This is a genomic window from Variovorax sp. 01N425 (assembly GCF_056399465.1).
In genome coordinates this window covers 391,093-412,135 of sequence record NZ_JBFTRJ010000001.1, presented here as the reverse complement: position 1 = coordinate 412,135, position 21,043 = coordinate 391,093, and the positions used below count along the sequence as shown (strand labels likewise).

Below are 21,043 nucleotides of genomic sequence, written 5' to 3'. Positions count from 1 at the left end.
GCCGATGCAGCAAGGGGTTCGTCCTCACACCTCATGAAAAAAGAAGCCATGGTGGTCTGCCCACAGCCGGAGGCCGCCGAATCCGGCATCGACATCCTGCGCGCAGGCGGCAACGCGGTGGACGCCGCCGTGGCCACCGCGCTGGCGCAGACGGTGGTCGATCCGCTGATGTGCGGCATCGCAGGTTTTGGCACCGCCGCCGTGTACCTGCCCGGCGCCCAGGTGCATGAATATTTCGACTTCCACTCGCCCGCTCCGCTGGCGGCCAGGGAAGACATGTGGGAGCACCTGCTGGAGGGCGAGACCAAGGACGGCTTCGGTTTCATCCTCAAGGGCCGCGTCAACGACATCGGCCCCCAGTCCATCGGCACGCCGGCCACGCTCAAGGGCCTGGAGGCCATGCACCAGGCGCACGGCCGCTTGCCGTGGCGGCAGGTGGTGGAGCCCGCCATCCGCTGGGCCGCGGACGGCTACTTTGTGCGCCCCGGCATGCACGCCTTCTGGATCGACGAGCCCAGCATGGGCCGCGTCGGCAACCTGGAGCGCCTGCAGTACTGCGAGGACAGCCGCCAGCTGTACTGCCGCCCCGACGGCCGTCCCAAGCCCATCGGTGCACCGCTGCGCAACGAAGGCATGGCCGCCGTGCTGCGCCAGATCGCCGAGGAAGGCGCGCGCCCGTTCTACCAGGGCGACCTGGCGCACAAGATGGTGGCGCACCTGCAGTCGCTGGGCGCGCTGATCACACTCGACGATCTGGCCCGCTACCAGGTGCAGCGCAACGCGCCGCTGGTGGGCCACTACCGCGACCGCACCATCACGACCAACCAGCCCCCGGGCGGCGGCGCCATGCTGCTGGAGATGCTCAACATCCTCGAGCACTTCGATCTGGCGAGCCTGGAGCACAACAGCCCCGACTATCTGCAGACGGTGTGCGAGGCCATGAAGAAGGCGACGATCGACAAGGACCGCTGCATTGGCGACCCGAAGTTCTTCGACGTGCCCCTGGACCGGTTGCTGTCCAAGGACATGGCCCGTGAAGTGGCCGAGCAGATCCGCACAGGCCATCGCTTCAGCGTGGAGCGCGTGAACCCCGGTGCGCCCGTGCCGCGCGACACCACCCACCTGAGCGTGGTGGACGCCGACGGCAACGCCGTGTCCCTGACCCACTCGCTCGCCATGCCCTCGGGCATCATCACCCCGGGCATGGGCTTCCTCTACAACGGCTGCATGGGCGTGTTCGACCCGCGCCCGGGCCGCGCCGGCAGCATCCAGCCGGGCAAGAGCCGCTTCACTTCGTCCTGCCCCACCATGACCTTCAAGGACGGCGAGCTCGACGTGGTGCTCGGCGCACCGGGCGGCACGCAGATCGCGATGGGCGTGCTGCAGGTGCTGCTCAACGCGATCGACCACGGCATGGAAATGCAGGCCGCCGTGTCGGCGCCGCGCTTCTCGTCCACCAGCAACGCCATCGACGTGTGCAACCGCATTCCGCGCTCCACCACGCGCACACTGGAAGCACAGGGCTACGCCATTGGCCGCAACCCATACAACTACACCATCGGCTGGGTGCACGGCGTGCAGGTACAGGCCGATGGCCTGCACGGCGGCGCCGACCCCGGCCGCGATGGCGTGGCGTACCGGCTGCGCATGGATCCTGCGCGCTGATCGGCTGGGTCCGAATTGTTGTTGGGGCGCTGGAGGGAATTGAAGAGCCGCTGATGCCAGCGCAAGAAAAGCCGGGCGGGGTATCGCACTGCCATCACGTCAACGAGGTGTCGAGTCTGATTGCGCGGTTGTGTGAGCTGTCTGGAGCGCGGGCGATCGAAAAGCGGAATGATGCAGAGCACCGTGTTGAGTATTGGCTTGCGCGCGACAGGTGATGAGGGCCACACGACCCCGGTGGTGGCGGTTTTGGTGTGGACGCTGAGACCACGCACCTACACGGGGATGCCCCCTCGCCCGGCACTGCAGGCCAACCGACGATAACCATAGGCACGCAAACGCCCCATTGCCGTCGGTCGGTTGCCGGCCCCAGACGGCATTGCACTGTCGCCCGACGGCCGCACGCTGCGGGCGGCGACCTGGTCTTCACGTCCAGTTCCTTGAGCAGCCACTTTGCGGGTTCGGTCAAGAGCGGGGACGAGCGCTACGACCTGTGGCGCCTGCCAATCGGCAAACGGAGCGCAAGGCTCCGCTGAGCGGCATGCCCTGCGAGAAAAAGCCTGGAGCCTGCTTTCAAGCCCCGCCCTCCTCCGGCAGGCCGTTGAACCGCCGGAGCAATGACGCGAGCTGCTTCACCTCCGCATCGCTCCACTGCTCGATGCGAGCATGCAGTGCATCTCCTTTGCGGTGAACGGCACGGCTGATCGCGCTCTTGCCGCGGCGGCTCAAGCTCACGACCACGCCGCGACCGTCCAGCGGGTCGGGCTTCACTTCTGCCAACTCCAGCTCGACCAGCTTCGAGATCAACCGGCTCGTGGCGCTGCGGTCCATCGCCACGCCTTCGGCAATGCGGCTCGCCTTGGCCGGCCCGAACGCGTGAAGCCAACGGGCAATGTGAAATGCCGCGGATGGCAGGTCGGGGTGGAATTCCGCGGACGTCTCGATCGTCAATGCGCGCGAGGCGCTGAGCAGTGCGCTGAGCTGCTCGCCGAGCGCCAGGACCACGGCTTCACGGCCGCCCGCGTCTTGAGCGGCGGGCCTTTGCCTGGGTGTTTTCATGATGGGTGTGTCCTCTCTTCGCGAAGGTGGCTCATAGTGGATATTTATCCATCAAATGGAAATCAGATGAAAGAACGCCCCACCATTGTCGTGACCGGTGCGACCAGCGGAATCGGAGAGATCGCGAGCATCGAGCTGGCAAAGCGCGGAGCGCATCTGGTACTCACGGCGCGGGACAAGGCGAAGGCCAGCCGTACGCTCGGCCGCATACGGGCCGAGGCACCCGGTGCGCATGTCGACTTTCACTACGCCGACTTTGGCAGTGTGCACGCCGTTGCGGCAGTGGCCACCGAGATCGCCGCCCGGTACGACCGCATCGACGTACTGATCAACAATGCCGGGCTGCACGCCTTCGAGCAACGGGTCACCGGCGATGGCTTTGCCGAAATGATTGCGGTGAACTATCTGGCGCCCTGGTTGTTCACGGACATCTTGCGAGATGCGCTGATCCGCTCGGCCCCGTCCAGGGTCGTGACGGTCGCATCCGAGGCATCTCGGCGAAGCGGTGGCTTGACGCCCGACAAGGATCTTGTGGATACGAGCCCGTTCACACGCGCGGGCTCATCCAAGGTGTATGGCAAAACCAAGCTCATGGACATCATGTTCTCGCTGGAACTCGCGCGCCAGCTCGAAGGCACCGGCGTCACCGCCCACTGCCTCGACCCGGGGTTCAATGTGACGGGCCTGGGCCGCGAGCTTGGCTTTGCGGAGCCCCTTGCCAAGGTTCTGAAGTGGCTGGGCGTGGGAGATCCTCGAAGAGGGGCGGAGATCATCGTGAGACTCGCCACCGAAGACACTGCCCCCACGACCGGCGGCTATTTCTCGGTGAAGAATGCACGGCCGCTGAATCCATCCGCACCAGCCGATGATGCGGCCGCACGGCACGAGCTTTGGATCAGGACACGGTCGCTGCTTTCGGAGCGCCTCGAAACTATTGGCTTCAAACAGCTATAGCCCGAGATCGCGCATGCCCGTGGACAGCTGAGTCGCGGCCGCACCCCCGGGGGCGTCACAAGGCAAAGTCGAGAGCTTTTGCTAAGCTGGCCAACTCCGTCCCCAAGGACCAAGCGCAGCGAAACATAAAACGGGTACGCCGCCGGGTACGCACAAAATAGGCGCTACAAATACGGAAAAATCCTTGTAAATCAATCGGTTACCATATTTCATGAAAATTGCCACCTGGAATGTCAATTCCCTGACCGCCCGCCTGCAGCATGTGCTCGACTGGCTGATCGCCAACCCGGTCGACGTGCTGTGCCTGCAGGAACTCAAGATGAGCGACGACAAGTTCCCGCTCGACGTGCTCAAGTCCGCCGGCTACGAGGCCGCCGTGTTCGGCCAGAAGACCTACAACGGCGTCGCCATCCTGAGCCTCGCGCCGATGCGCGACGTGGCAAGGAACATCGGCGGCTTCACCGACGACCAGTCCCGCGTGATCGCGGCCACGGTCGAAACGCCGGCGGGTCCGCTGCGCATCGTGAACGGCTACTTCGTCAACGGCCAGGCGCCGGGCACCGACAAGTTCGAATACAAGATGGGCTGGCTGCGCGCGCTGCGCGAATGGCTGCGCGCCGAAATGGCGGCGCATCCGAACCTGGTGCTTCTGGGCGACTTCAACATCGCGCCCGAAGACCGCGACAGCTTCGACCCCGTGGGCCTGGCGGAAACCATCCATCACACGACCGAGGAGCGCGAGCATTTCAAGGCGCTGCTCCAGCTGGGCCTGGTCGACAGCTTCCGGCTCTTCGAGCAGCCCGAGAAAAGCTTTTCGTGGTGGGACTACCGGATGCTCGGCTACCAGAAGAACCGCGGCCTGCGCATCGACCACATCCTGGTGAGCGAGCCGCTGGTGCCGCGCGTCAAGGGCTGCATCATCGACCGCGTGCCGCGCAAGTGGGAAAAGCCGAGCGACCACGCACCGGTGGTGCTCGATCTCGACCAGGGAATTTGATGACCATGACCTTTCGCACCCTCACGATCGTCGCGGCGGCGCTCGCGCTCGCCGCCTGTTCCGCATTCAAGCCTGCGGACAAGGCCGGCGACGGCAAGCCGCCCGCTACCGCCACCGACGAGGTGCCCGGCACAAGGGGCGACGTGCCGACCGTGCGGCTGATCACCGCGCAGACGCCCGCCGTGCGGGCCTACCGCAAGACCGGCGCGCGCCAGATCTACAAGGCCTATCCGCAGCGCATCTACAAGGGAAAGATCCCACCGCTCGTCTATGCGGTGGTGGTGGTCGAGACCGACATCGATGCCGAAGGCAACGTCAAGAACGTCACCTTCAGCCGCGTGCCGAGCCATGCGCCCGAGGTGCCGGGCAAGATTGCAGAACTCATCAAGGCGGCGTCCCCGCTGCCCAGTCCGGGGCGCCTGGGCGGCCACACCTACGTGGACACCTGGCTCTGGGACAAGAGCGGCAACTTCCAGCTCGACTCGCTGACGCTGGGCCAGCGCAGCCGGTAAATAGGCTCGCCCCCAGTCTTCGCGCACTTCGTGTCGCTAGGCCACCCCCTACCGGGGGCAACACCAGCGGCCCGGCAAAGCCGGTTCCGCGGTGTTCCTGGAAGGGGCCCAGCCACCCTCTTCCTTCTCTGTCCGAGGCAGCCTACTCGATCCCGAGTTCCTGGATCTTGCGGGTGATGGTGTTGCGGCCGATGCCCAGCTTCTGAGCGGCTTCGATCCGTCGGCCGCGGGTGTTGGCCAGCGCCGTGAGGATCAGCCGCGACTCGAAACGGCGCGACAGCACATCCCAGACGTCGGTGCGCCCGGCCGCGAGCAGCGCCTGGGCTTCGATCTCCAGGCCGCTCTCCCAGCTGCTTGCGCCCACCAAACCTTCAGTGGCCTCGGGTGCAGCGCCGCCCGCCGCCGGTGCCGCTTCGCGCTCGAGCCCGGGCGACGGCAGCGGTGCGGCTTGCGCGGGCACCGCGGTGGCGGCCGTGCCTTCCGCGGCTTGCACCGGCGCACCGGCCGCCGCGGCCATGACTTCGGGCGGCAGGTCCTTGGCCTCGATCAGCTGGGCCGGTGCCATCACGGTCAGCCAGTGGCAGATGTTCTCGAGCTGGCGCACGTTGCCCGGAAAGCTGAACGACGCCAGCTTGGCCAGCGCCGCATCGGAAATGCGCTTGGGCTCGACGCCGAGCTGGCGCGCGCTCACCTGCAGGAAGTGGCGCGTGAGCGCCGGCACGTCTTCGCCGCGCTCGCGCAGCGCCGGCAGGCGCAGGCGGATCACGTTGAGGCGGTGGAACAGGTCTTCGCGGAAGCCGCCGAGCTTCACGCGCTGCTCGAGGTCCTGGTGCGTGGCCGCGATCACGCGCACGTTGGCCTTGACCGAGTTGTGGCCGCCCACGCGGTAGAAGTGCCCGTCGCTCAGCACGCGCAACAGGCGCGTCTGCAGGTCGAAGGGCATGTCGCCGATCTCGTCGAGAAAGAGCGTGCCGCCCTCGGCCTGCTCGAAGCGGCCGCGCCGCATGGTCTGCGCGCCGGTGAAGGCACCGCGCTCGTGGCCGAAAAGCTCGCTCTCGAGCAGGTCCTTGGGGATGGCCGCGGTGTTGATGGCCACGAAGGGGCCGTTGGCACGCGGCGAATGCTTGTGCAGCGCGCGCGCCACCAGTTCCTTGCCCGAGCCCGATTCGCCCGTGATGAGCACCGTGACGTTGCTCTGCGAGAGCCGGCCGATGGCGCGGAACACGTCCTGCATGGCGGGCGCCTGGCCCAGCATTTCGGGCGCGGCGACCATGCGCTCCTCGGCCACTTCCTCGCGCTGGCTTTCGTCGACGGCGCGGCGGATCAGCTCGACGGCGCGCGGCAGGTCGAAGGGCTTGGGCAGGTATTCGAAGGCACCGCCCTGGAACGCCGAAACGGCGCTGTCGAGGTCGGAAAACGCCGTCATGATGATGACGGGCAGGCCCGGGTGCTTGGCCTTGATCTTGTCGAGCAGATCGAGCCCGGAGCCGCCGGGCATGCGGATGTCGCTCACCAGGACCTGGGGGCCCTGCTGTTCGTCGTCGTCGGCGAGTTCGAGGGCGGCCAGCACCTCGCGCGCGTTGGTGAAGCTGCGCGTGGGCAGGTCTTCGCGCAAAAGGGCCTTCTCCAGCACGAAGCGGATCGATTGGTCGTCATCAACTATCCAGATCGGCTTCATGCATCTCCTTGTTGCCGTGGCTGCTAGGGCAGCGGAATCAATATCTTGAAATCGGTTCGGCCCGGGACGCTGTCGCACTCGATCACGCCGTGATGCTGTTGCACGAAAGTTTGTGCAAGCGTCAATCCAAGCCCGGTCCCGCCCTCCCTGCCCGAGACGAGCGGATAGAAGATGCGGTCCTTGATCGTGTCCGGCACACCCGGTCCATTGTCGATGACATGCAATTCCAGTGCCAATCGATACCACTGCTTGTTGAATATCACCTGCCGGGCGATGCGGGTCTTGAAAGTGATCTGCGCATCGCCTGCGGCGCGGCGCTCGGCCAGGGCCTGCGCCGCGTTGTGCACGATGTTGAGCGTGGCCTGGATGAGCTGCTCGCGGTCGCCGCGGAATTCGGGAATCGACACGTCGAAGTCGCGCTCGATGTGCAGGTCGCGCGGAAACTCCGCAAGAATGACCGAGCGCACGCGCTCGCAGACTTCGTGGATGTTCACGTCGCCCACCACGTGCGGGCGCCGGTGCGGTGCCAGTAGCCGGTCGACCAGCGTCTGCAGCCGGTCGGCCTCGTGGATGATGACCTGCGTGTATTCGATGAGGTCGCGCGATTCGACCTCCATCTGCAGCAATTGCGCCGCGCCGCGGATGCCGCCGAGCGGGTTCTTGATCTCGTGCGCAAGGTTGCGGATGAGCTCCTTGTTGGCCTGCGCCTGGTCGAGCAGGCGCTCCTCGCGGTCCTGGCGCACCTGCTGCTCGAGCGGCGACATCTCGATGATGAGCTCGCCCGTCTTGTCGCCCTGCGCCAGCGTGACCTGCACCGGCATCAGCTCATGATTGACGCGGCGCAGGAAGGCCTCGTAGCGCAGCGTGGCGAAGTCGTTGCTGCGCGCACCGTCGATGGCGGTGCGAAGCACGTGCGGCTCGTGAAAGCAGGCACCGAACTGAGAGCCTTCGAGCGTGCGGCGCGAGGTGCCCAGCGCGTCTTCGAGGGCCGCATTGGCAAACAGCACCGAACCGTTGGTGCTGACCACCGCGATCAGCGTGGACAGCAGGTCGAAGGACTGAAAGCGCGGAGTGGCGCCGGCCGCCTTCTTCCCGAACGCCATGGCCCTACTGCTTGGCCGGCAGGCGGCCGAGTTCGCGGCGGATGCCCGCGATGTCGCTCTCATTGCGGGCCAGCTCTGCCTTCATTTCAGCCACGCGATCGAGGTACTTCTGGTAGTTGCGGCCTTCGCTGCCCTGCTTCTCGGGCTCGCCGTTGTTGTATTCCTTCTGCAGCTCCGCCTGTCGGGCCTCGGCCTTCTTGAGCTCGGCTTCGAGCACCGAGCGGGCTTCGCCATCGCGTGCGCGCTGGTCGACGCCTTCGACGCGCGGACTGCCCGCGGGCGCACGAGAGGCTGCGGGCGCCGAGTTGCCGCCAGCCGAACCGCCGCCCGACGGCTTGGTGCCCTGCACGACGGTGACGTTGCCGCCTTCCATGACCTTGCAGCCCTTTTGCTGGGCGATGGTCGAATTGTTGGTGTATTCATTGCCGCAGCGCCACACGCGCTCCTGGGCGAGCGCAGGCAAGGCGACCAACAATGAACCGGCCAGGAAAATGAGGGAAGCAGTCTTCATGTGAATCGGTGATGGCGCAACAAAGGTGCATTTTCCTGCAATTCGACGCCACTGGTGACAAGATGTTCCGCGCCAGTAAAAAAGGACGGCCAAGCCGTCCTTTTCGATTCCCTTCCAGCAACACCGCGGAACCGGCTCCGCCGGGCCGCCGGTGTTGCCCCCCTTCGAGGGGGAGGCGGCTACACGAAGTGAGCCGCTTCGGGGGTGGGCCAATTACAGCGAGTAGTACATGTCGAACTCGACCGGATGGGTCGCCATGCGGAAGCGCGTGACTTCCTGCATCTTCAGTTCGATGTACGCATCGATGTAGGCATCGGTGAACACGCCGCCCTTGGTCAGGAACGCACGGTCCTTGTCGAGGTATTCCAGCGCCTGGTCGAGGCTGTGGCACACGGTCGGGATCAGCGCGTCTTCTTCCGGCGGCAGGTGGTACAGGTCCTTGCTGGCGGCTTCGCCCGGATGGATCTTGTTTTCCACGCCGTCGAGGCCGGCCATCAGGAGCGCAGCGAAACCGAGGTACGGGTTCATCAGCGGATCGGGGAAGCGCGCTTCGACGCGGCGGCCCTTCGGGTTGGCCACGAACGGGATGCGGATCGAGGCCGAGCGGTTCTTGGCCGAGTAGGCCAGCTTCACCGGGGCTTCGAAGCCGGGCACCAGGCGCTTGTAGCTGTTGGTGCCGGGGTTCGTGATGGCGTTCAGGGCACGGGCGTGCTTGATGATGCCGCCGATGTAGTGCAGCGCGAAGTCCGACAGGCCCGCATAGCCGTCGCCGGCGAACAGGTTCTTGCCGTCCTTCCAGACCGACTGGTGCACGTGCATGCCCGAGCCGTTGTCGCCGACGATGGGCTTGGGCATGAAGGTGGCGGTCTTGCCGTAGGCGTGGGCCACGTTGTGGATCACGTACTTCTGCAGCTGGACCCAGTCGGCGCGCTGCACCAGCGTGCTGAACTTGGTGCCGAGCTCCATCTGGCCGGCGTTGGCCACTTCATGGTGATGCACTTCGACCGGGATGCCGAGCGATTCGAGCACCAGGCACATTTCCGAGCGCATGTCCTGGAAGCTGTCGACCGGGGGCACAGGGAAATAGCCGCCCTTGACTGCGGGACGGTGGCCGGTGTTGCCGTGCTCGTATTCCTTGTCGGTGTTCCACGAGGCTTCTTCGGAGTCGATCTTCACGAAGCAGCCCGACATGTCGTTCTTCCAGCGAACGCCGTCGAACACGAAGAATTCGGGTTCCGGACCGAAGTAGGCGGTGTCGCCCAGGCCCGAAGCCTTCATGTAGGCCTCGGCGCGCTTGGCGAGCGAACGCGGATCGCGCTCGTAGGCCTTGCCGTCGGCGGGGTCGATCACGTCGCAGGTCAGGATCAGCGTCGTTTCTTCGAAGAAGGGATCGATGTTGGCGGTGTTCGGGTCGGGCATGAGCTGCATGTCCGAAGCCTCGATTCCCTTCCAGCCAGCGATGGACGAGCCGTCGAAAGCATGGCCCGAAGTGAATTTGTCTTCATCGAAAGCCGAGACGGGCACGGTCACGTGCTGCTCTTTGCCGCGGGTGTCGGTGAAGCGGAAGTCGATGAACTTGACCTCGTTTTCCTTGACGAGCTTGAGTACATCGGCGACGGTCTTTGCCATCAGTTTCTCCTGAGTTGGATGGTGGTTAGGAATACAGGGACGGAGGATGCAGTTTCTATGCCATTGTCGCCGCACGGGAACAGGCTTTGACGGCAGGCGCAAACCCCAAAAAAAGGCGAATAATCACCAAATTGGTGCAATAAAAACTACCGCACCAATTCCGGGCCAAGCTTCGCATCATAGGCGTGCAGACCCTCGATCAGCTGCGCGTAGGCGGCCTCCAGGCGGGTGGGGTCGCCTTTCACGCCAAGTTCGATGTGGCGGCCGTACTGCGGATGGTCGACGCTCGGCAGGCTGAACACCTTGATGCCGGCGTGCGCCGTCTCGATCGCGAGCATCAGCGGCGTGAGCGTTGCCTCCATCGCGCCGAACACGATGACCGACTTCTCGGCCGACTGGCCGCTGGTGAACAGGTGCGCATAGCGGCTGTCGAGCACCGACTCGATCATTGGCCAGGCCATGACCGGAAAGCCCGGCACGAAATGGACGTGCTCGACGCTGAAGCCCGGAATCTTGTTGTAGGGGTTGCGGATGATCTCGGCGCCCTTCGGGAACACGCCCATGTTGAGGCGGTGAATGTTGTCGGGGCGGTCGGGTTCGTAGGCAATGCCCTGCTCGCGCGCGGTGTCCTGCATGCGCTCGCGGATCAGCAGTTCGGCCTCGGGATGCAGTTCCAGCGGCACCCGCAGGGCTTGCGCGGCGCACTGGCGCGTGTGGTCGTCCGGCGTGGCGCCGATGCCGCCGGTCGAGAAGACGATGTCGCCCGAAGCGAAGGCCCGGCCGAGCGCGGCGGTGATGCGGGTGGGCACGTCGCCGACGTATTCGGCCCAGCCGAGCTGCAGGCCGCGCGCGGCGAGCAGTTCAATGACCTTGGGCATGTGCTTGTCGGCGCGCTTGCCGGAAAGGATTTCGTCGCCGACGACAATCAGGCCGAATGCACGGGTCATGGGGATTTCCATTGGGAGAGAAGGGCCTGGTCGGTCTCGGCCGCGGGTGCGCCGCCGGGCGGACCGGAAGAAGCTGCGGCGGCCCCGCGTTGGGCGCGAAGCTGCGCCAGCGCGTCGAGGCAGTAGTGGCCGAACCAGAGCGCCGAAAACGCAAACACCAGCGTGTAGATCCAGATCGCGAGCGGCACCAGCACGAAGAAGGCGGCGGCAAACAGCAGGCCGGAGGCCCAGACGATGCTGGGCGCCGCGCCCAGGTAGCCGCACAGCACGCCGATGCACAGCAGCGGCAGCCGGTGCGCGCGCAACAGTGCGGCGCGCTCTTCGGGGCTCGCGTGCTCGGCCAGCGCGTCGAAGCTCATCACGCGGTAGGTGAGCCAGCCCCAGATCAGCGGCGGCAAGATGAGCACCAGCGGCGGAATGAGCCAGAGCGGCATCGACACCACGAGCGCGAGCAGCGCCAGCAGCGTGAGGCCGAGCGAGCGCGCCACGCTGCCGAAGAAGGACGCGCCCTTCTTGCGTTCGAGCGCGGGAAAGCGGCGGTGCGCGACCAGCGCGGTGAGCGGGCCTGCCATGAGGCCGGCCACGATCAGCAGCGAAACCACCACGATCACCGGCGTGGCGGCAAACACCACCACCAGCGGCGCCAGCACGGCCGTGACGTCGCCCGAGAAGAGCCGTCCGATCCAGCCCCAGAAGCTCGACAGCAGCGGCCAGGCGTCGAGCGCGTCGCGGGTCCAGGCGACGGTCGCGTCCCAGTAGAAATAGCCGAAGCCTGCAGCCAGCAGCACCATCAGGCCCAGCGGCAGCAGCGACAGCACGATCACGCGCGGCAGCATGCAGTAGGCGACCGCGCGCCAGAAGGAATCGAGGAGCAGGCGCATTGGGTGCGAGGATAACCGGCCCGGTTCGGGCCCGGTGCTCAGCCGCGGCCGGCCATCCGCTTGAGCCCGAGCCATTGCTGGGCCCAGAAGCCGCGCCCGTAGTCGCGCACGCGGCCGTCCGCGTCGGGCTCGACCTGGTCGCGGATGCCCGTGGGGTCGTAGCGCTCCTCGAAGTTCACGGTGCGAAAGAGCATGTCCCACCATGGCAGCAGGACGCCGAAGTTGCACCCGCCCAGCGTGTGGGCGCCGCGCGATTCGTGGCCCAGCCCGATGCTGTGGTGCAGCCGGTGGAAGCGCGGACTGATCCACAGCCGCTCGCCAATGGCGCCGAAAGCCAGCCTCAGGTTGGCATGCTGCAGGCTTTCGCTGAGCTGCGTGAACGCCACGAACGCAATGAACTGCCCCGGCGCCACGCCAATGAGCTGCGCGACGATGACGATGAGCGTGTCGTGGATGATGTCGTCGAGCAGGTGGTTGCGGTCGTCGCTCCACATCGTCATCTGGCGCTGCGAATGGTGCAGCGAATGCAGGCCCCACCACCACCGGAACTGGTGCTGGCCCCGGTGGATCCAGTAGCCCACGAAGTCGAGCACCACGAGATAGATCGCAAAGGCCACCCACGGCACATCGGTCACGCCGGGCCAGACCTCGTCGAGGTGGAAGGTGCCCCAGCCCGCAGTGCGCAAAAAGCCGATGCCCTCGTCGAAGAACGGCTCGAGCGTGAAGAACATCGCGAGCCGGAACAGGCCCAGCCGATGGATCAGCGTATAGAGCACGTCGATGCGGATCGCGCGGCGGTCGGTGACCGGCTCGACGGCGCGCCAGCGCTGCAGCGGCCCGATGACCGCGAGCAGCACCACGACCTGGATCAGCCCGACCAGCAGCCAGCCGGTGGCGTCGAAGGCGTCCTCGGTCCAGCCGCCCAGGCCCACGGCAAACACCAGCGGCTGGACCAGTGTCTCGAAGAACCAGCCCTGCAGCGCGGAAAAAGCGTCCGTCAACCGATCGATCACGGCAGCAGCCTCAGGGGTGGGACGCGATCCAGGCGCGGTACTGCGGATGCTGGCGCAGCGTCTCGAAGCAGAAGCCCTTGGCCTTGAGGCCGGCGATCAGCGGTTCGAGGTTGGCCGGCGCCCACGGATCCTTGCGCGACCAGATGCCCAGGTGCGCGAGCAGGACGTCGCCGGGGCGGATGCTCTCCAGCGCCTGCGAAAGGAGCTTTTCGTTGCTGAACTTCTCGCTCGGCAACTCGTCCCCGAGGAAGCCGGCCGGCGACCAGCCCACGTGCTCGAAGCCGCAGGCCTTGGCCGCCGCCAGCAGCCGGGGCGAGGTCTTGCCGCCCGGTGCGCGGAACAGCGGCAGCGGCTTCTTGCCGGTGATGAGGGCCAGCCGCTCGGAGGCCTTGCTGATGTTGGCGCAGTATTCGGCCGCGCTCCAGGTGAACTCGCGCCCCGCCAATGCGCCCGCCGAAGGCTTGATGCGGAAGCTCGGCGCCACGCCCTTGAGGTCGCCGCGCCAGTACGCGTGGTCGTAGGTGTGGGAGGCGAATTCGTTGCCCTCGGCCGCCCTCGCCTTCCACCACGGCGCCCACTGGCTGTCGAGGCTGTCGCCGCCGGTCAGCGTGGGCTCGGCGGCAGCAAAGAAGGTGACGCGGACGTTCTGCCGCTTGAGCACATCGGCCACCAGCGGGGCCACGCCCATGTGACCGGTGTCCAGGGTCAGGTAGACCGGCTTCTCGCAGGACGCGCCCTGCTGGGCCCAGGCAGCGGGCACCGCCGCCAGGGCGATCGCCAGCAGGGCTGCGGCACGGCTGCTGCGGCTAGATGCGCTTGCCATGGTCCAGCGTCCAGACGCCGTGCGGCGAGCGGCCGACGTTCACCTGGCGCACGAGCTTGTTGTTCACCAGGTCCACCACGCTGAGCTTCTTGGCCCAGCGCGAGGTGACATACAGCGTCTTGCCGTCGGCTGACACGTCCATGCAGTCGGGCCCGCCCGGCACCGGGTAGACGGCGCCGACCTTCAGCGTCGCAAGGTCGATCCGGCTGATGGTGTTGGCCACCCGGTTGCTCACGAACACGCTCTTGCCGTCGCCAGCCGAGCGGAAGGCATGGGCGCCCTTGCCGGTCGGGATCTTGCCGACCAGCTTGGGCTCGGCACCGGCCACGTCGAACACCTGCACGCCGTCGCTGCCGGTCAGGCCCACGAGCAGGGTCTTGTCGTTGTGGACGCCGAAGATGTCGGCCGGCATGGCGCCGGTGGCCACGCGCCAGCGGATGGTCTGCGTGGGCAGGTCGATGGCGATCAGCTCGTCGCTGTCCTGCATGGTCACGTAGGCGATGGTGCTGGTGTTGTCGATCCAGATGTGGCTGGGCGTCTTGCCCGACGCGATGCGCTTGGCCAGCTTCAGGTCCTTGCCGTCCCAGCGGTAGATGTCGACGTGGTTCAGGCGGTTGCCCGCGGTGACGAACCACTTCATGTCGCGCGAGAACTGCAGCTGGTAGGGATCGATGATGCCGTAGACCACGCGCTGCACTTCGGCCGTCCTGGGGTTCAGGAAAGTGAGCGAATCGCCCGCCGAATTGGCCACGATGACCGACTTTTCGTCGGGCGTCATGTAGAGGTGGTGCGGCTCCTTGCCGGTGGCGATGCGCTGCTTTTCAGTCCAGTCGACTGGACTGATCACGCTGACGCTGGCGTCCAGCGAATTGAGCACGAAGATCGGCGGGGCTTCGGGCGGTGCGGCGGCGGCGGCTTGCGCCAGCCAGACCGCGAGGCATGAGAACAGGAAGGCCGAAAAGCGGCCATTCGGTCGGGCAGGAAATCGCAAGGGAAAGGTTCCGAGAGAGAGCTGGGAATCTTAACGGCCGCGCCTTAGGACTGGCTGACCGGGAAGACGCGCTTTCTGCCCTTATTTCGGCGTTTTCGGCGGCTTGGCGGGTGCCCGCAGCGCCGCGACCTGCTCGGCCGTGAGCCAGCGCCACTGGCCGGCCGCCAGGTCGCCCGGCAGCGCCAGGTCGCCGATGCGGGAGCGGTGCAGCCCCTCGACCCGGTTGCCGACCGCCGCCAGCATGCGCTTGACCTGGTGGTACTTGCCCTCGGTCAGCGTCAGCCGCAGGTGCAGCGGGCTGTCGGATTCGCAGGCCGCCGCGCGCACCGGCTTCGGGTCGTCGTCGAGCACCACCCCGGCCAGCAGCTTCTCGATCTGGGCCGCGTCCACCGGGTGCTTGGCCGTGACTTCGTAGACCTTGGGCACATGGTGCTTGGGCGAACCCATCTTGTGGATGAACTGGCCGTCGTCCGTCAGCAGCAGCAGCCCGGTGGTGTCCTGGTCGAGCCGGCCGATGGCCTGCACGCCCTGCACCGCGCCCTTGTTGGGCCGAAGCCGCAGCGGCGACGGCAGCAGCGTGTAGATGCTCGGGTAGGTCGAGGGCTTCTGCGAGCACTCGGTGCCCGCGGGCTTGTGCAGCATCAGGTAGGCCTTCTCGTGGTAGGCCCATTCGGTGCCCTGCACGGTGAACAGCAGGTCTTCGGGATCGAGGTCGGCAAAGGGGTCGGTCACGGCCGCGCCGGCAATGCTCACGTGGCCTTGCTGGACCAGGCCCGCACACACGCGGCGGGTGCCGAAGCCCTGGGAATAGAGGATGTCTTGCAGGTGCATGAAAAATGAAAAAACGGCCGTGCCGACAGGGGCACGACCGCCTTCGAGTGTGCCGCAGGTTCAGTAGCCTGCCGCGAGGCCCGTGTTGCGGCGCGGGTCGTTCGCGCCGTAGAAACGGTTGGCACCCACCGGCTTGCCGCCCAGCGAGGGCGCGCCGACGATGATCGCCGCCAGGTGGTTGGCTGGCTGCGGCACGCCCAGGTTGTGGCCCATGTCGGTCAGGATCTTGCGGGTGTCGGGGCTCAGGGCGAAGGTTTCGACGTTGGTCACGTCGGGCAGCCACTGCTGGTGGAAGCGCGGCGCGTCGACGGCTTCCTGCACGTTCATGCCGTAGTCGACCACGTTCAGGATGGTGTGCAGCACCGCCGTGATGATGCGGCTGCCGCCGGGCGTGCCGACCACGAACACCGGCTTGCCGTCCTTGGAGACGATGGTCGGGCTCATCGAGCTCAGCGGGCGCTTGCCTGGAGCGATGGCATTGGCCTCGCCCTGCACCAGGCCGTACATGTTGGGCACGCCGATCTTCGCGGTGAAGTCGTCCATCTCGTTGTTCAGCAGCACGCCGGTCTTGTCGGCCGTGACCTTGGCGCCGAACCAGTCGTTCAGCGTGTAGGTGACCGACACCGCGTTGCCCTGCTGGTCGGTGATCGAATAGTGGGTGGTGTTGCTGCCTTCGTGCGGCGCGACGCCGGGCTTGATGTCCTTGGAGACGCCGGCCTTCTTGGGGTCGATGGCGGCGCGGATCTTCTCGGCGTAGCCCTTGTCGAGCAGGCGCTCGAGCGGGTTCTTCACGAAGTCGGGGTCGCCCAGGTAGCTGTTGCGGTCCACGTAGGCATGGCGCATGGCCTCGATCTGGTAGTGCACCGCCTCAGCCGAGCGGAAGCCCAGGTCCTTGAGCGGATAGCCCTCGAGGATGTTGAGCATCTCGCAGATGATCACGCCGCCCGAGCTCGGCGGCGGCGCCGACACCACGCGATAGCCGCGGTAGTCGCACTCGACCGGCGCAAGCTCGCGCGTCTTGTACTGGTCGAGGTCGGCCTGCGTGATGATGCCCTTGCCGGCCTGGCTCGATGCCACGATCGCCTGCCCGACCCAGCCCTTGTAGAACCCGTCGACGCCCTTGGCGCTCACGGCGCGCAGCGTCTTGGCGAGGTCTTTCTGCACCAGCTTCTGGCCGACTGCGAAGGGCTCGCCCTTGTTCAGGAAGATGGCGCCGGAAACCGGGTCCTTCTTGAAGTCGTTGGTGGAGGTGTGCAGCATGTCGATGTCGCCCTGCTCCAGCGCAAAGCCCTTCTCGGCCAGCTGGATCGAGGGAGCGATCAGATCGGCCCGCTTCATGGTGCCGTATTTCTCGCGCGCGTATTCCATGCCCGAGACCGTGCCCGGCACGCCGACGGCCAGATGGCCGTTGGTGCTCAAGCCCTTGATGACGTTGCCGTCCTTGTCGAGGTACATGTTGGCGGTGGCGGCCAGCGGGGCCTTCTCGCGGAAGTCGAGGAACGTCTTGCGGCCATCGGCCAGCTGCACGGTCATGAAGCCGCCGCCGCCCAGGTTGCCGGCCGCCGGATAGACCACCGCCAGCGCGTAACCCACGGCCACCGCCGCATCGACCGCGTTGCCGCCGCGCCGGAGCACGTCGACCCCGACCTTGGTGGCCAGGTGCTGCGCGCTCACGACCATGCCGTGCTCGGCCGCGACCGGCGCCTGCGACGCGGCATTCGAGGCGCTTGCGCCCGCGAGCAGGAGCGCAGCCGCCACGGCGGTGCGCAAGTTCGGAGTCCAGTGGAGGTTCTGCATGGGTGAATTTCCTCTTTTGAGTTCGATGGGAACGGTAACGGTCACGCGACGAGCAGCGCCTTGCGCCGCAAGGCGGCCAGGCCAAGCACCACCTGCTGCCGTGCGAATTCCTTCAGGACCGATGGATCGGTCAGCGGCTGGTCGTTCTGGATGAAGCGCAAGCGGCCGGCGCCCACTTCGTCCGCCAGGTGGTCGGCCAGCATGCCGTGCGAATGCGCGCCGTCGAGCAGCGGCAGCAGGCAGCGCTCGAGCGCTGAAAGCCCCACGAGTTCGTGCCACTGGTTGCAGGCGTTCGCCGCGCTCCCGGCCGACAGCGCCAGGCCGGGCGCACTGCGCACCGACGGCAGCGCCCGCGGCAAGGCAGAGACCTCCGCGGCGGCGTGCACGGGCGCGCGCCGCACGCGCACAGCGCCGAGGATCACCAGTTCCTCGAGCATCGACAACACCACGGGCTCGACCGACGAACGCGGCTCGCCCAGCAGCGCGAGTACCGCGGCCACCAGCCCCTCGACCGGCATGCTGGCGGGGTAGCGCGCATCGAGCACCTGTGCCAGCGCCTTGTGCACCGGCAGCCGCAGCGTCACCGTCAGGTTGCGCAGCGCATTGGATGGCTGCTCGCGCGCATCGAGCGTGAGCGCGCTGCCGTCTGCGGCGGCAAACACGCCGGCAAACTCGAAGCCGCGAATGCGGGCCGGGTCGAGCCGGTAGCGGATGTCCCCGGCGCGGCCCTGCTTCACCAGCAGCGTCTGGCGGAAGGTGCGGTTCACGAGGAAGTCGAGGTACTGCTCCATCAGGATCTGGCTGCCGCCGCACTCGCGCAGCAGCGGCTCGCGGACCTTCTCTCCATAGTTCTGGACGAACATCGTCGACGGCTCGGCCTCTGCCAGGTAGCTGAGGCCATTCGCCTCGGCGCGCGCCGCGAACTCCTTGAAGTAGCACGGTGCGTTGCAGGGCTCGAGGAACTCGTGCAGCAGATAGGAGCCGTTGGCCCCGCGCACGATCGGCATGGTTTCCTCGAGCGTCTTGCCGAGCACGCTGCCGGGACGCGCCGACTGCTCGAGGAATTCGAGCATGCCGCGCGCATAGGACAGCTTTTCCTCCGGCGTGTCGCGCGGGCCGCCGCGCAGGATCATCGCGTCGCGCACGATCTCCCTCGCCTTCCAGCCGGGGTAGACGTTGTAGCTGACATAGGCAACGCCATCGGGCGCCAGATTCTCCGAACACACGCGCAGGATCGCGTCCTGCACCGGGCCCGGCACCCAGCTGTAGACGCCGTGGCAGATGATGTAGTCGAACTGGCCGAACGATGCATCGATCTCCGCCAGATTGAACGCCCGCAGCTCCACATTCGACAGTCCGGCACGCGCGATGGCCTCGCGGCCTTGCTCGACCTGCACCGTCGACAGATCGAGTCCCAGGGCGCTGGCTTCGGGGTGGCGCGCCGCAAACGGAATCAGGTTGCCGCCGGCCGCGCAGCCGAGTTCCAGCACGCGCGCGGTCGACGGGGCCGGTGTCTCGAGGCCGAACAGAAAGGCAATGGCCTCCAGGTGCTCGACGGCAGTTTGCGGGAACGGGTGCGACTCGTAGGGCACCGCGTCGTAGTAGCTCGTGAGCGTGGAAGTCAGTGAATCGGGCACGGCGTCCTTTGGAATCGAGGCCGGCCGCAGCACCCTTTGCCAGGGAAACAGCGGCCATGGTGTGTCGGTTCCCGCTGACTATAGCCTCGCGCCGGGCAAAAAAAAGCCAACCCGTCGAAGGTTGGCTTTTTGCGGTGGATGGTGGAGCTGGGGGGATTTGAACCCCCGTCCGCAAGCCTTCATCGCGCAGTTCTACATGTTTAGTGATCTGATTTGAGTCTCGCTTCCGGAGTCGCGCAGTCACACGCTAAACCGGACGCCAGCACCCTATTTTCTCACCCCGACCCAAGGTACCCGGATCGGAGCCAGCCCATGTAATTATCCTTGCAGCCGGGAGGTCAGGATTGCTCCAGACCCCCTTGCCCAGCCCATCGGCCAACTGTTGCAAGGCTCACTGGCAATTAAGCAGCGAGTGCGAAACGTTCGTCGTTTGCAGTTAGTTTGTTTGAATCTGTTTTACGAGCGCATTCAGCTCGACATGCCCCGCTGCGACTCCGAACCCACGTCGAAACCAGTGCAGCCCCAAGCACAGCATTTTAGGCCGGGTTGAGGAATTGCAAGAGCTCCAGGGGTGAAGTAATTGCGGCATCGGCCTCCCAGAGCGTCGCGTCCGCCTGCGGCCCCATGTAACCATAGGTAGCCGCAATGGTTCGCATGCCTGCGGCCCGGCCCGCGATGATGTCGCGTTCGTCGTCTCCCACGTAGATGCAGGCGCTGGACGGAATTCCAAGCCGGCGTGCCGCTTCATGCAGGGGCTCGGGGTGCGGCTTGGAGAACGGCGTGGTGTCGCCGCTCACGATGGCGCCCGCGCTGCCGAAAAGCGGAATGGCGTGCGTCAGCGGATCGGTGAAGCGCGCCGACTTGTTGGTGACGACGCCCCAGGCCAGGCCGCGCGCGCGGATGGCTTCGATGAGCGGCGGCACCCCGTCGAACACCTGCGTGTTGAGCAGCATGCGGTTTTCGTAGGCAACGAAGAACTCTTCCCTCAGCGCAGGAAATTCCGGCGACTCGGGCGTGATGCCGAAAGCCACGCCGAGCATGCCCCGGGCGCCGGCGCCCGCCATGAATCGGTAGCGCTCCAGCGGGTACGACTCGAGCCCGCGATCCGTGCGCATCTTGTCGGCCGCGGCGCCGAGATCGGGCGCGCTGTCGATCAGCGTGCCGTCCAGGTCGAACAGCACGGCCCGGATTGCGGTGGCCGTCACGTCTGCGAGCCCGGCAATGCCGGCTTCTGCGTGGCGAACATGTAGTTGACACTGGTGTCGGCGCTGAGCCAGTAACGCCGCGTCAGCGGGTTGTGTTCCATGCCGCGCGTATGCCGCAGGTCGAGGCCTGCCGCGCGGCAGTGGGCCGCCAGTTCGCTGGGGCGCAGCAGCTTCGCGTATTCGTGCGTGCCCCGGGGCAGCATGCCCAGGACGTATTCGGCGCCGACGATCGCAAGCATGAACGACTTCAGGTTGCGGTTGATGGTGGAAAAGAACACCCAGCCGCCCGGCTTGACGAGCGTGGCACAGGCCTGGACGATCGAAGCGGGCTCGGGCACGTGCTCCAGCATTTCCATGCAGGTGACGACATCGAAACTGCCGGGCTGCTCCGCAGCCAGCGCCTCGGCGCTGACTTCCCGGTACTTGACGCCCTGGGTGCCGGCTTCGAGCGCATGCAGGCGCGCCACCTTGAGCGCCTTGCTCGCCAGGTCGATGCCGAGCACGTCCGCGCCCTTTCGGGCCATCGAATCGGCCAGGATGCCGCCGCCGCAACCGATATCGAGCACCCTGCGCTGCGAAATCGGCGCAATACCGTCAATCCATTCCAGTCGCAATGGATTGATTTCATGGAGCGGGCGGAATTCGCTGTCCAAATCCCACCAGCGGTGGGCAAGCTCCGAAAACTTGGCGAGTTCCGCCGGGTCGGCATTCACATGATCTGTCATGCCGTGATTATGAAACGGAGAATGCGCCGTCGGACATCGAGGCGCACTTGACACCGGCCGGATGGAATTCGGCAGGCATAAAAAAACC

At 66.3% G+C, this 21,043-nt stretch carries 19 protein-coding genes and 1 other RNA gene; 4 read left to right on the top strand and 16 right to left on the bottom strand.

From position 1 onward, the window contains the following. Positions 1-33 precede the first annotated feature (33 nt). Positions 34-1,665: a gamma-glutamyltransferase gene (gene ggt, locus AC1DSC_RS01980; RefSeq protein ID WP_436035407.1), complete on the top strand. Its 1,632-nt coding sequence runs from the start codon at positions 34-36 to the stop codon at positions 1,663-1,665. A gap of 570 nt (positions 1,666-2,235) precedes the next feature. On the opposite strand, the gene AC1DSC_RS01975 is transcribed toward ggt (AC1DSC_RS01980), so the two are convergent. After that, on the bottom strand, positions 2,236-2,721 hold the full coding sequence (locus AC1DSC_RS01975; protein WP_012746782.1) for a MarR family winged helix-turn-helix transcriptional regulator: 486 nt from the start codon (positions 2,719-2,721) through the stop codon (positions 2,236-2,238). A 66-nt stretch (positions 2,722-2,787) separates the two neighbouring features. On the opposite strand from AC1DSC_RS01975, the gene AC1DSC_RS01970 reads away from it, so the two are divergent. The 3 genes from AC1DSC_RS01970 to AC1DSC_RS01960 all read left to right on the top strand — a co-directional run bounded on the left by AC1DSC_RS01970 (position 2,788) and on the right by AC1DSC_RS01960 (position 5,184). After that, positions 2,788-3,675 (top strand): SDR family NAD(P)-dependent oxidoreductase, encoded by an 888-nt coding sequence (locus tag AC1DSC_RS01970; RefSeq protein ID WP_436035405.1) that lies wholly within the window; start codon positions 2,788-2,790, stop codon positions 3,673-3,675. 211 nt (positions 3,676-3,886) lie between these two features. Next, positions 3,887-4,672 (top strand): exodeoxyribonuclease III, encoded by a 786-nt coding sequence (gene xth, locus AC1DSC_RS01965; RefSeq protein WP_012746780.1) that lies wholly within the window; start codon positions 3,887-3,889, stop codon positions 4,670-4,672. Continuing rightward, complete coding sequence (locus AC1DSC_RS01960; protein ID WP_012746779.1) at positions 4,672-5,184, top strand: hypothetical protein; 513 nt, start codon at positions 4,672-4,674, stop codon at positions 5,182-5,184. The genes xth and AC1DSC_RS01960 overlap by 1 nt, the downstream gene beginning before the upstream one ends. Before the next feature lie 142 nt (positions 5,185-5,326). Here AC1DSC_RS01960 and ntrC read toward each other — a convergent pair whose 3' ends face one another. The 15 genes from ntrC to ubiG all read right to left on the bottom strand — a co-directional run bounded on the left by ntrC (position 5,327) and on the right by ubiG (position 20,955). Beyond that, on the bottom strand, positions 5,327-6,862 hold the full coding sequence (gene ntrC, locus AC1DSC_RS01955; protein ID WP_012746778.1) for a nitrogen regulation protein NR(I): 1,536 nt from the start codon (positions 6,860-6,862) through the stop codon (positions 5,327-5,329). 23 nt (positions 6,863-6,885) lie between these two features. Continuing rightward, positions 6,886-7,965, bottom strand: a complete 1,080-nt coding sequence (glnL, locus tag AC1DSC_RS01950) for a nitrogen regulation protein NR(II) (protein ID WP_012746777.1) — start codon at positions 7,963-7,965, stop codon at positions 6,886-6,888. Between the two features lie 4 nt (positions 7,966-7,969). After that, a complete protein-coding gene (locus AC1DSC_RS01945; RefSeq protein ID WP_012746776.1) occupies positions 7,970-8,476 on the bottom strand; it encodes a hypothetical protein in 507 nt (168 codons plus the stop codon). Between the two features lie 213 nt (positions 8,477-8,689). After that, the gene (gene glnA / locus AC1DSC_RS01940; protein ID WP_012746775.1) at positions 8,690-10,105 is read right to left on the bottom strand and encodes a type I glutamate--ammonia ligase; all 1,416 of its coding nucleotides are present in this window, start codon (positions 10,103-10,105) and stop codon (positions 8,690-8,692) included. A gap of 146 nt (positions 10,106-10,251) precedes the next feature. Beyond that, entirely contained in the window at positions 10,252-11,052 is an 801-nt protein-coding gene (locus tag AC1DSC_RS01935) for a competence/damage-inducible protein A (protein WP_027730788.1), read from the bottom strand. Next, positions 11,049-11,933 (bottom strand): EI24 domain-containing protein, encoded by an 885-nt coding sequence (locus AC1DSC_RS01930; protein ID WP_012746773.1) that lies wholly within the window; start codon positions 11,931-11,933, stop codon positions 11,049-11,051. Before AC1DSC_RS01930 ends, AC1DSC_RS01935 begins: the two co-directional genes overlap by 4 nt. A gap of 38 nt (positions 11,934-11,971) precedes the next feature. Continuing rightward, positions 11,972-12,946 carry a sterol desaturase family protein gene (locus tag AC1DSC_RS01925; RefSeq protein ID WP_012746772.1) on the bottom strand — a complete coding sequence of 325 codons (975 nt, stop codon included), beginning with the start codon at positions 12,944-12,946 and terminating at the stop codon, positions 11,972-11,974. A 10-nt stretch (positions 12,947-12,956) separates the two neighbouring features. Then, the gene (locus AC1DSC_RS01920) at positions 12,957-13,769 is read right to left on the bottom strand and encodes a polysaccharide deacetylase family protein (protein WP_012746771.1); all 813 of its coding nucleotides are present in this window, start codon (positions 13,767-13,769) and stop codon (positions 12,957-12,959) included. Continuing rightward, positions 13,753-14,760 (bottom strand): YncE family protein, encoded by a 1,008-nt coding sequence (locus tag AC1DSC_RS01915; RefSeq protein WP_012746770.1) that lies wholly within the window; start codon positions 14,758-14,760, stop codon positions 13,753-13,755. Before AC1DSC_RS01915 ends, AC1DSC_RS01920 begins: the two co-directional genes overlap by 17 nt. Positions 14,761-14,841: 81 nt before the next feature. Then, positions 14,842-15,591: a pseudouridine synthase gene (locus AC1DSC_RS01910; RefSeq protein WP_012746769.1), complete on the bottom strand. Its 750-nt coding sequence runs from the start codon at positions 15,589-15,591 to the stop codon at positions 14,842-14,844. Between the two features lie 60 nt (positions 15,592-15,651). Continuing rightward, positions 15,652-17,388, bottom strand: coding sequence for a gamma-glutamyltransferase (gene ggt, locus AC1DSC_RS01905; RefSeq protein WP_012746768.1), 1,737 nt, complete (start codon positions 17,386-17,388; stop codon positions 15,652-15,654). Between the two features lie 41 nt (positions 17,389-17,429). Continuing rightward, positions 17,430-19,025: a methyltransferase regulatory domain-containing protein gene (locus AC1DSC_RS01900; RefSeq protein WP_436035398.1), complete on the bottom strand. Its 1,596-nt coding sequence runs from the start codon at positions 19,023-19,025 to the stop codon at positions 17,430-17,432. A gap of 139 nt (positions 19,026-19,164) precedes the next feature. Next, positions 19,165-19,549, bottom strand: a transfer-messenger RNA (tmRNA) gene (ssrA, locus tag AC1DSC_RS01895). 12 nt (positions 19,550-19,561) lie between these two features. Continuing rightward, entirely contained in the window at positions 19,562-20,230 is a 669-nt protein-coding gene (locus AC1DSC_RS01890) for an HAD-IA family hydrolase (protein WP_012746766.1), read from the bottom strand. Next, a complete protein-coding gene (ubiG, locus tag AC1DSC_RS01885) occupies positions 20,227-20,955 on the bottom strand; it encodes a bifunctional 2-polyprenyl-6-hydroxyphenol methylase/3-demethylubiquinol 3-O-methyltransferase UbiG (RefSeq protein ID WP_012746765.1) in 729 nt (242 codons plus the stop codon). The genes AC1DSC_RS01890 and ubiG overlap by 4 nt, the downstream gene beginning before the upstream one ends. Positions 20,956-21,043: the final 88 nt, after the last annotated feature.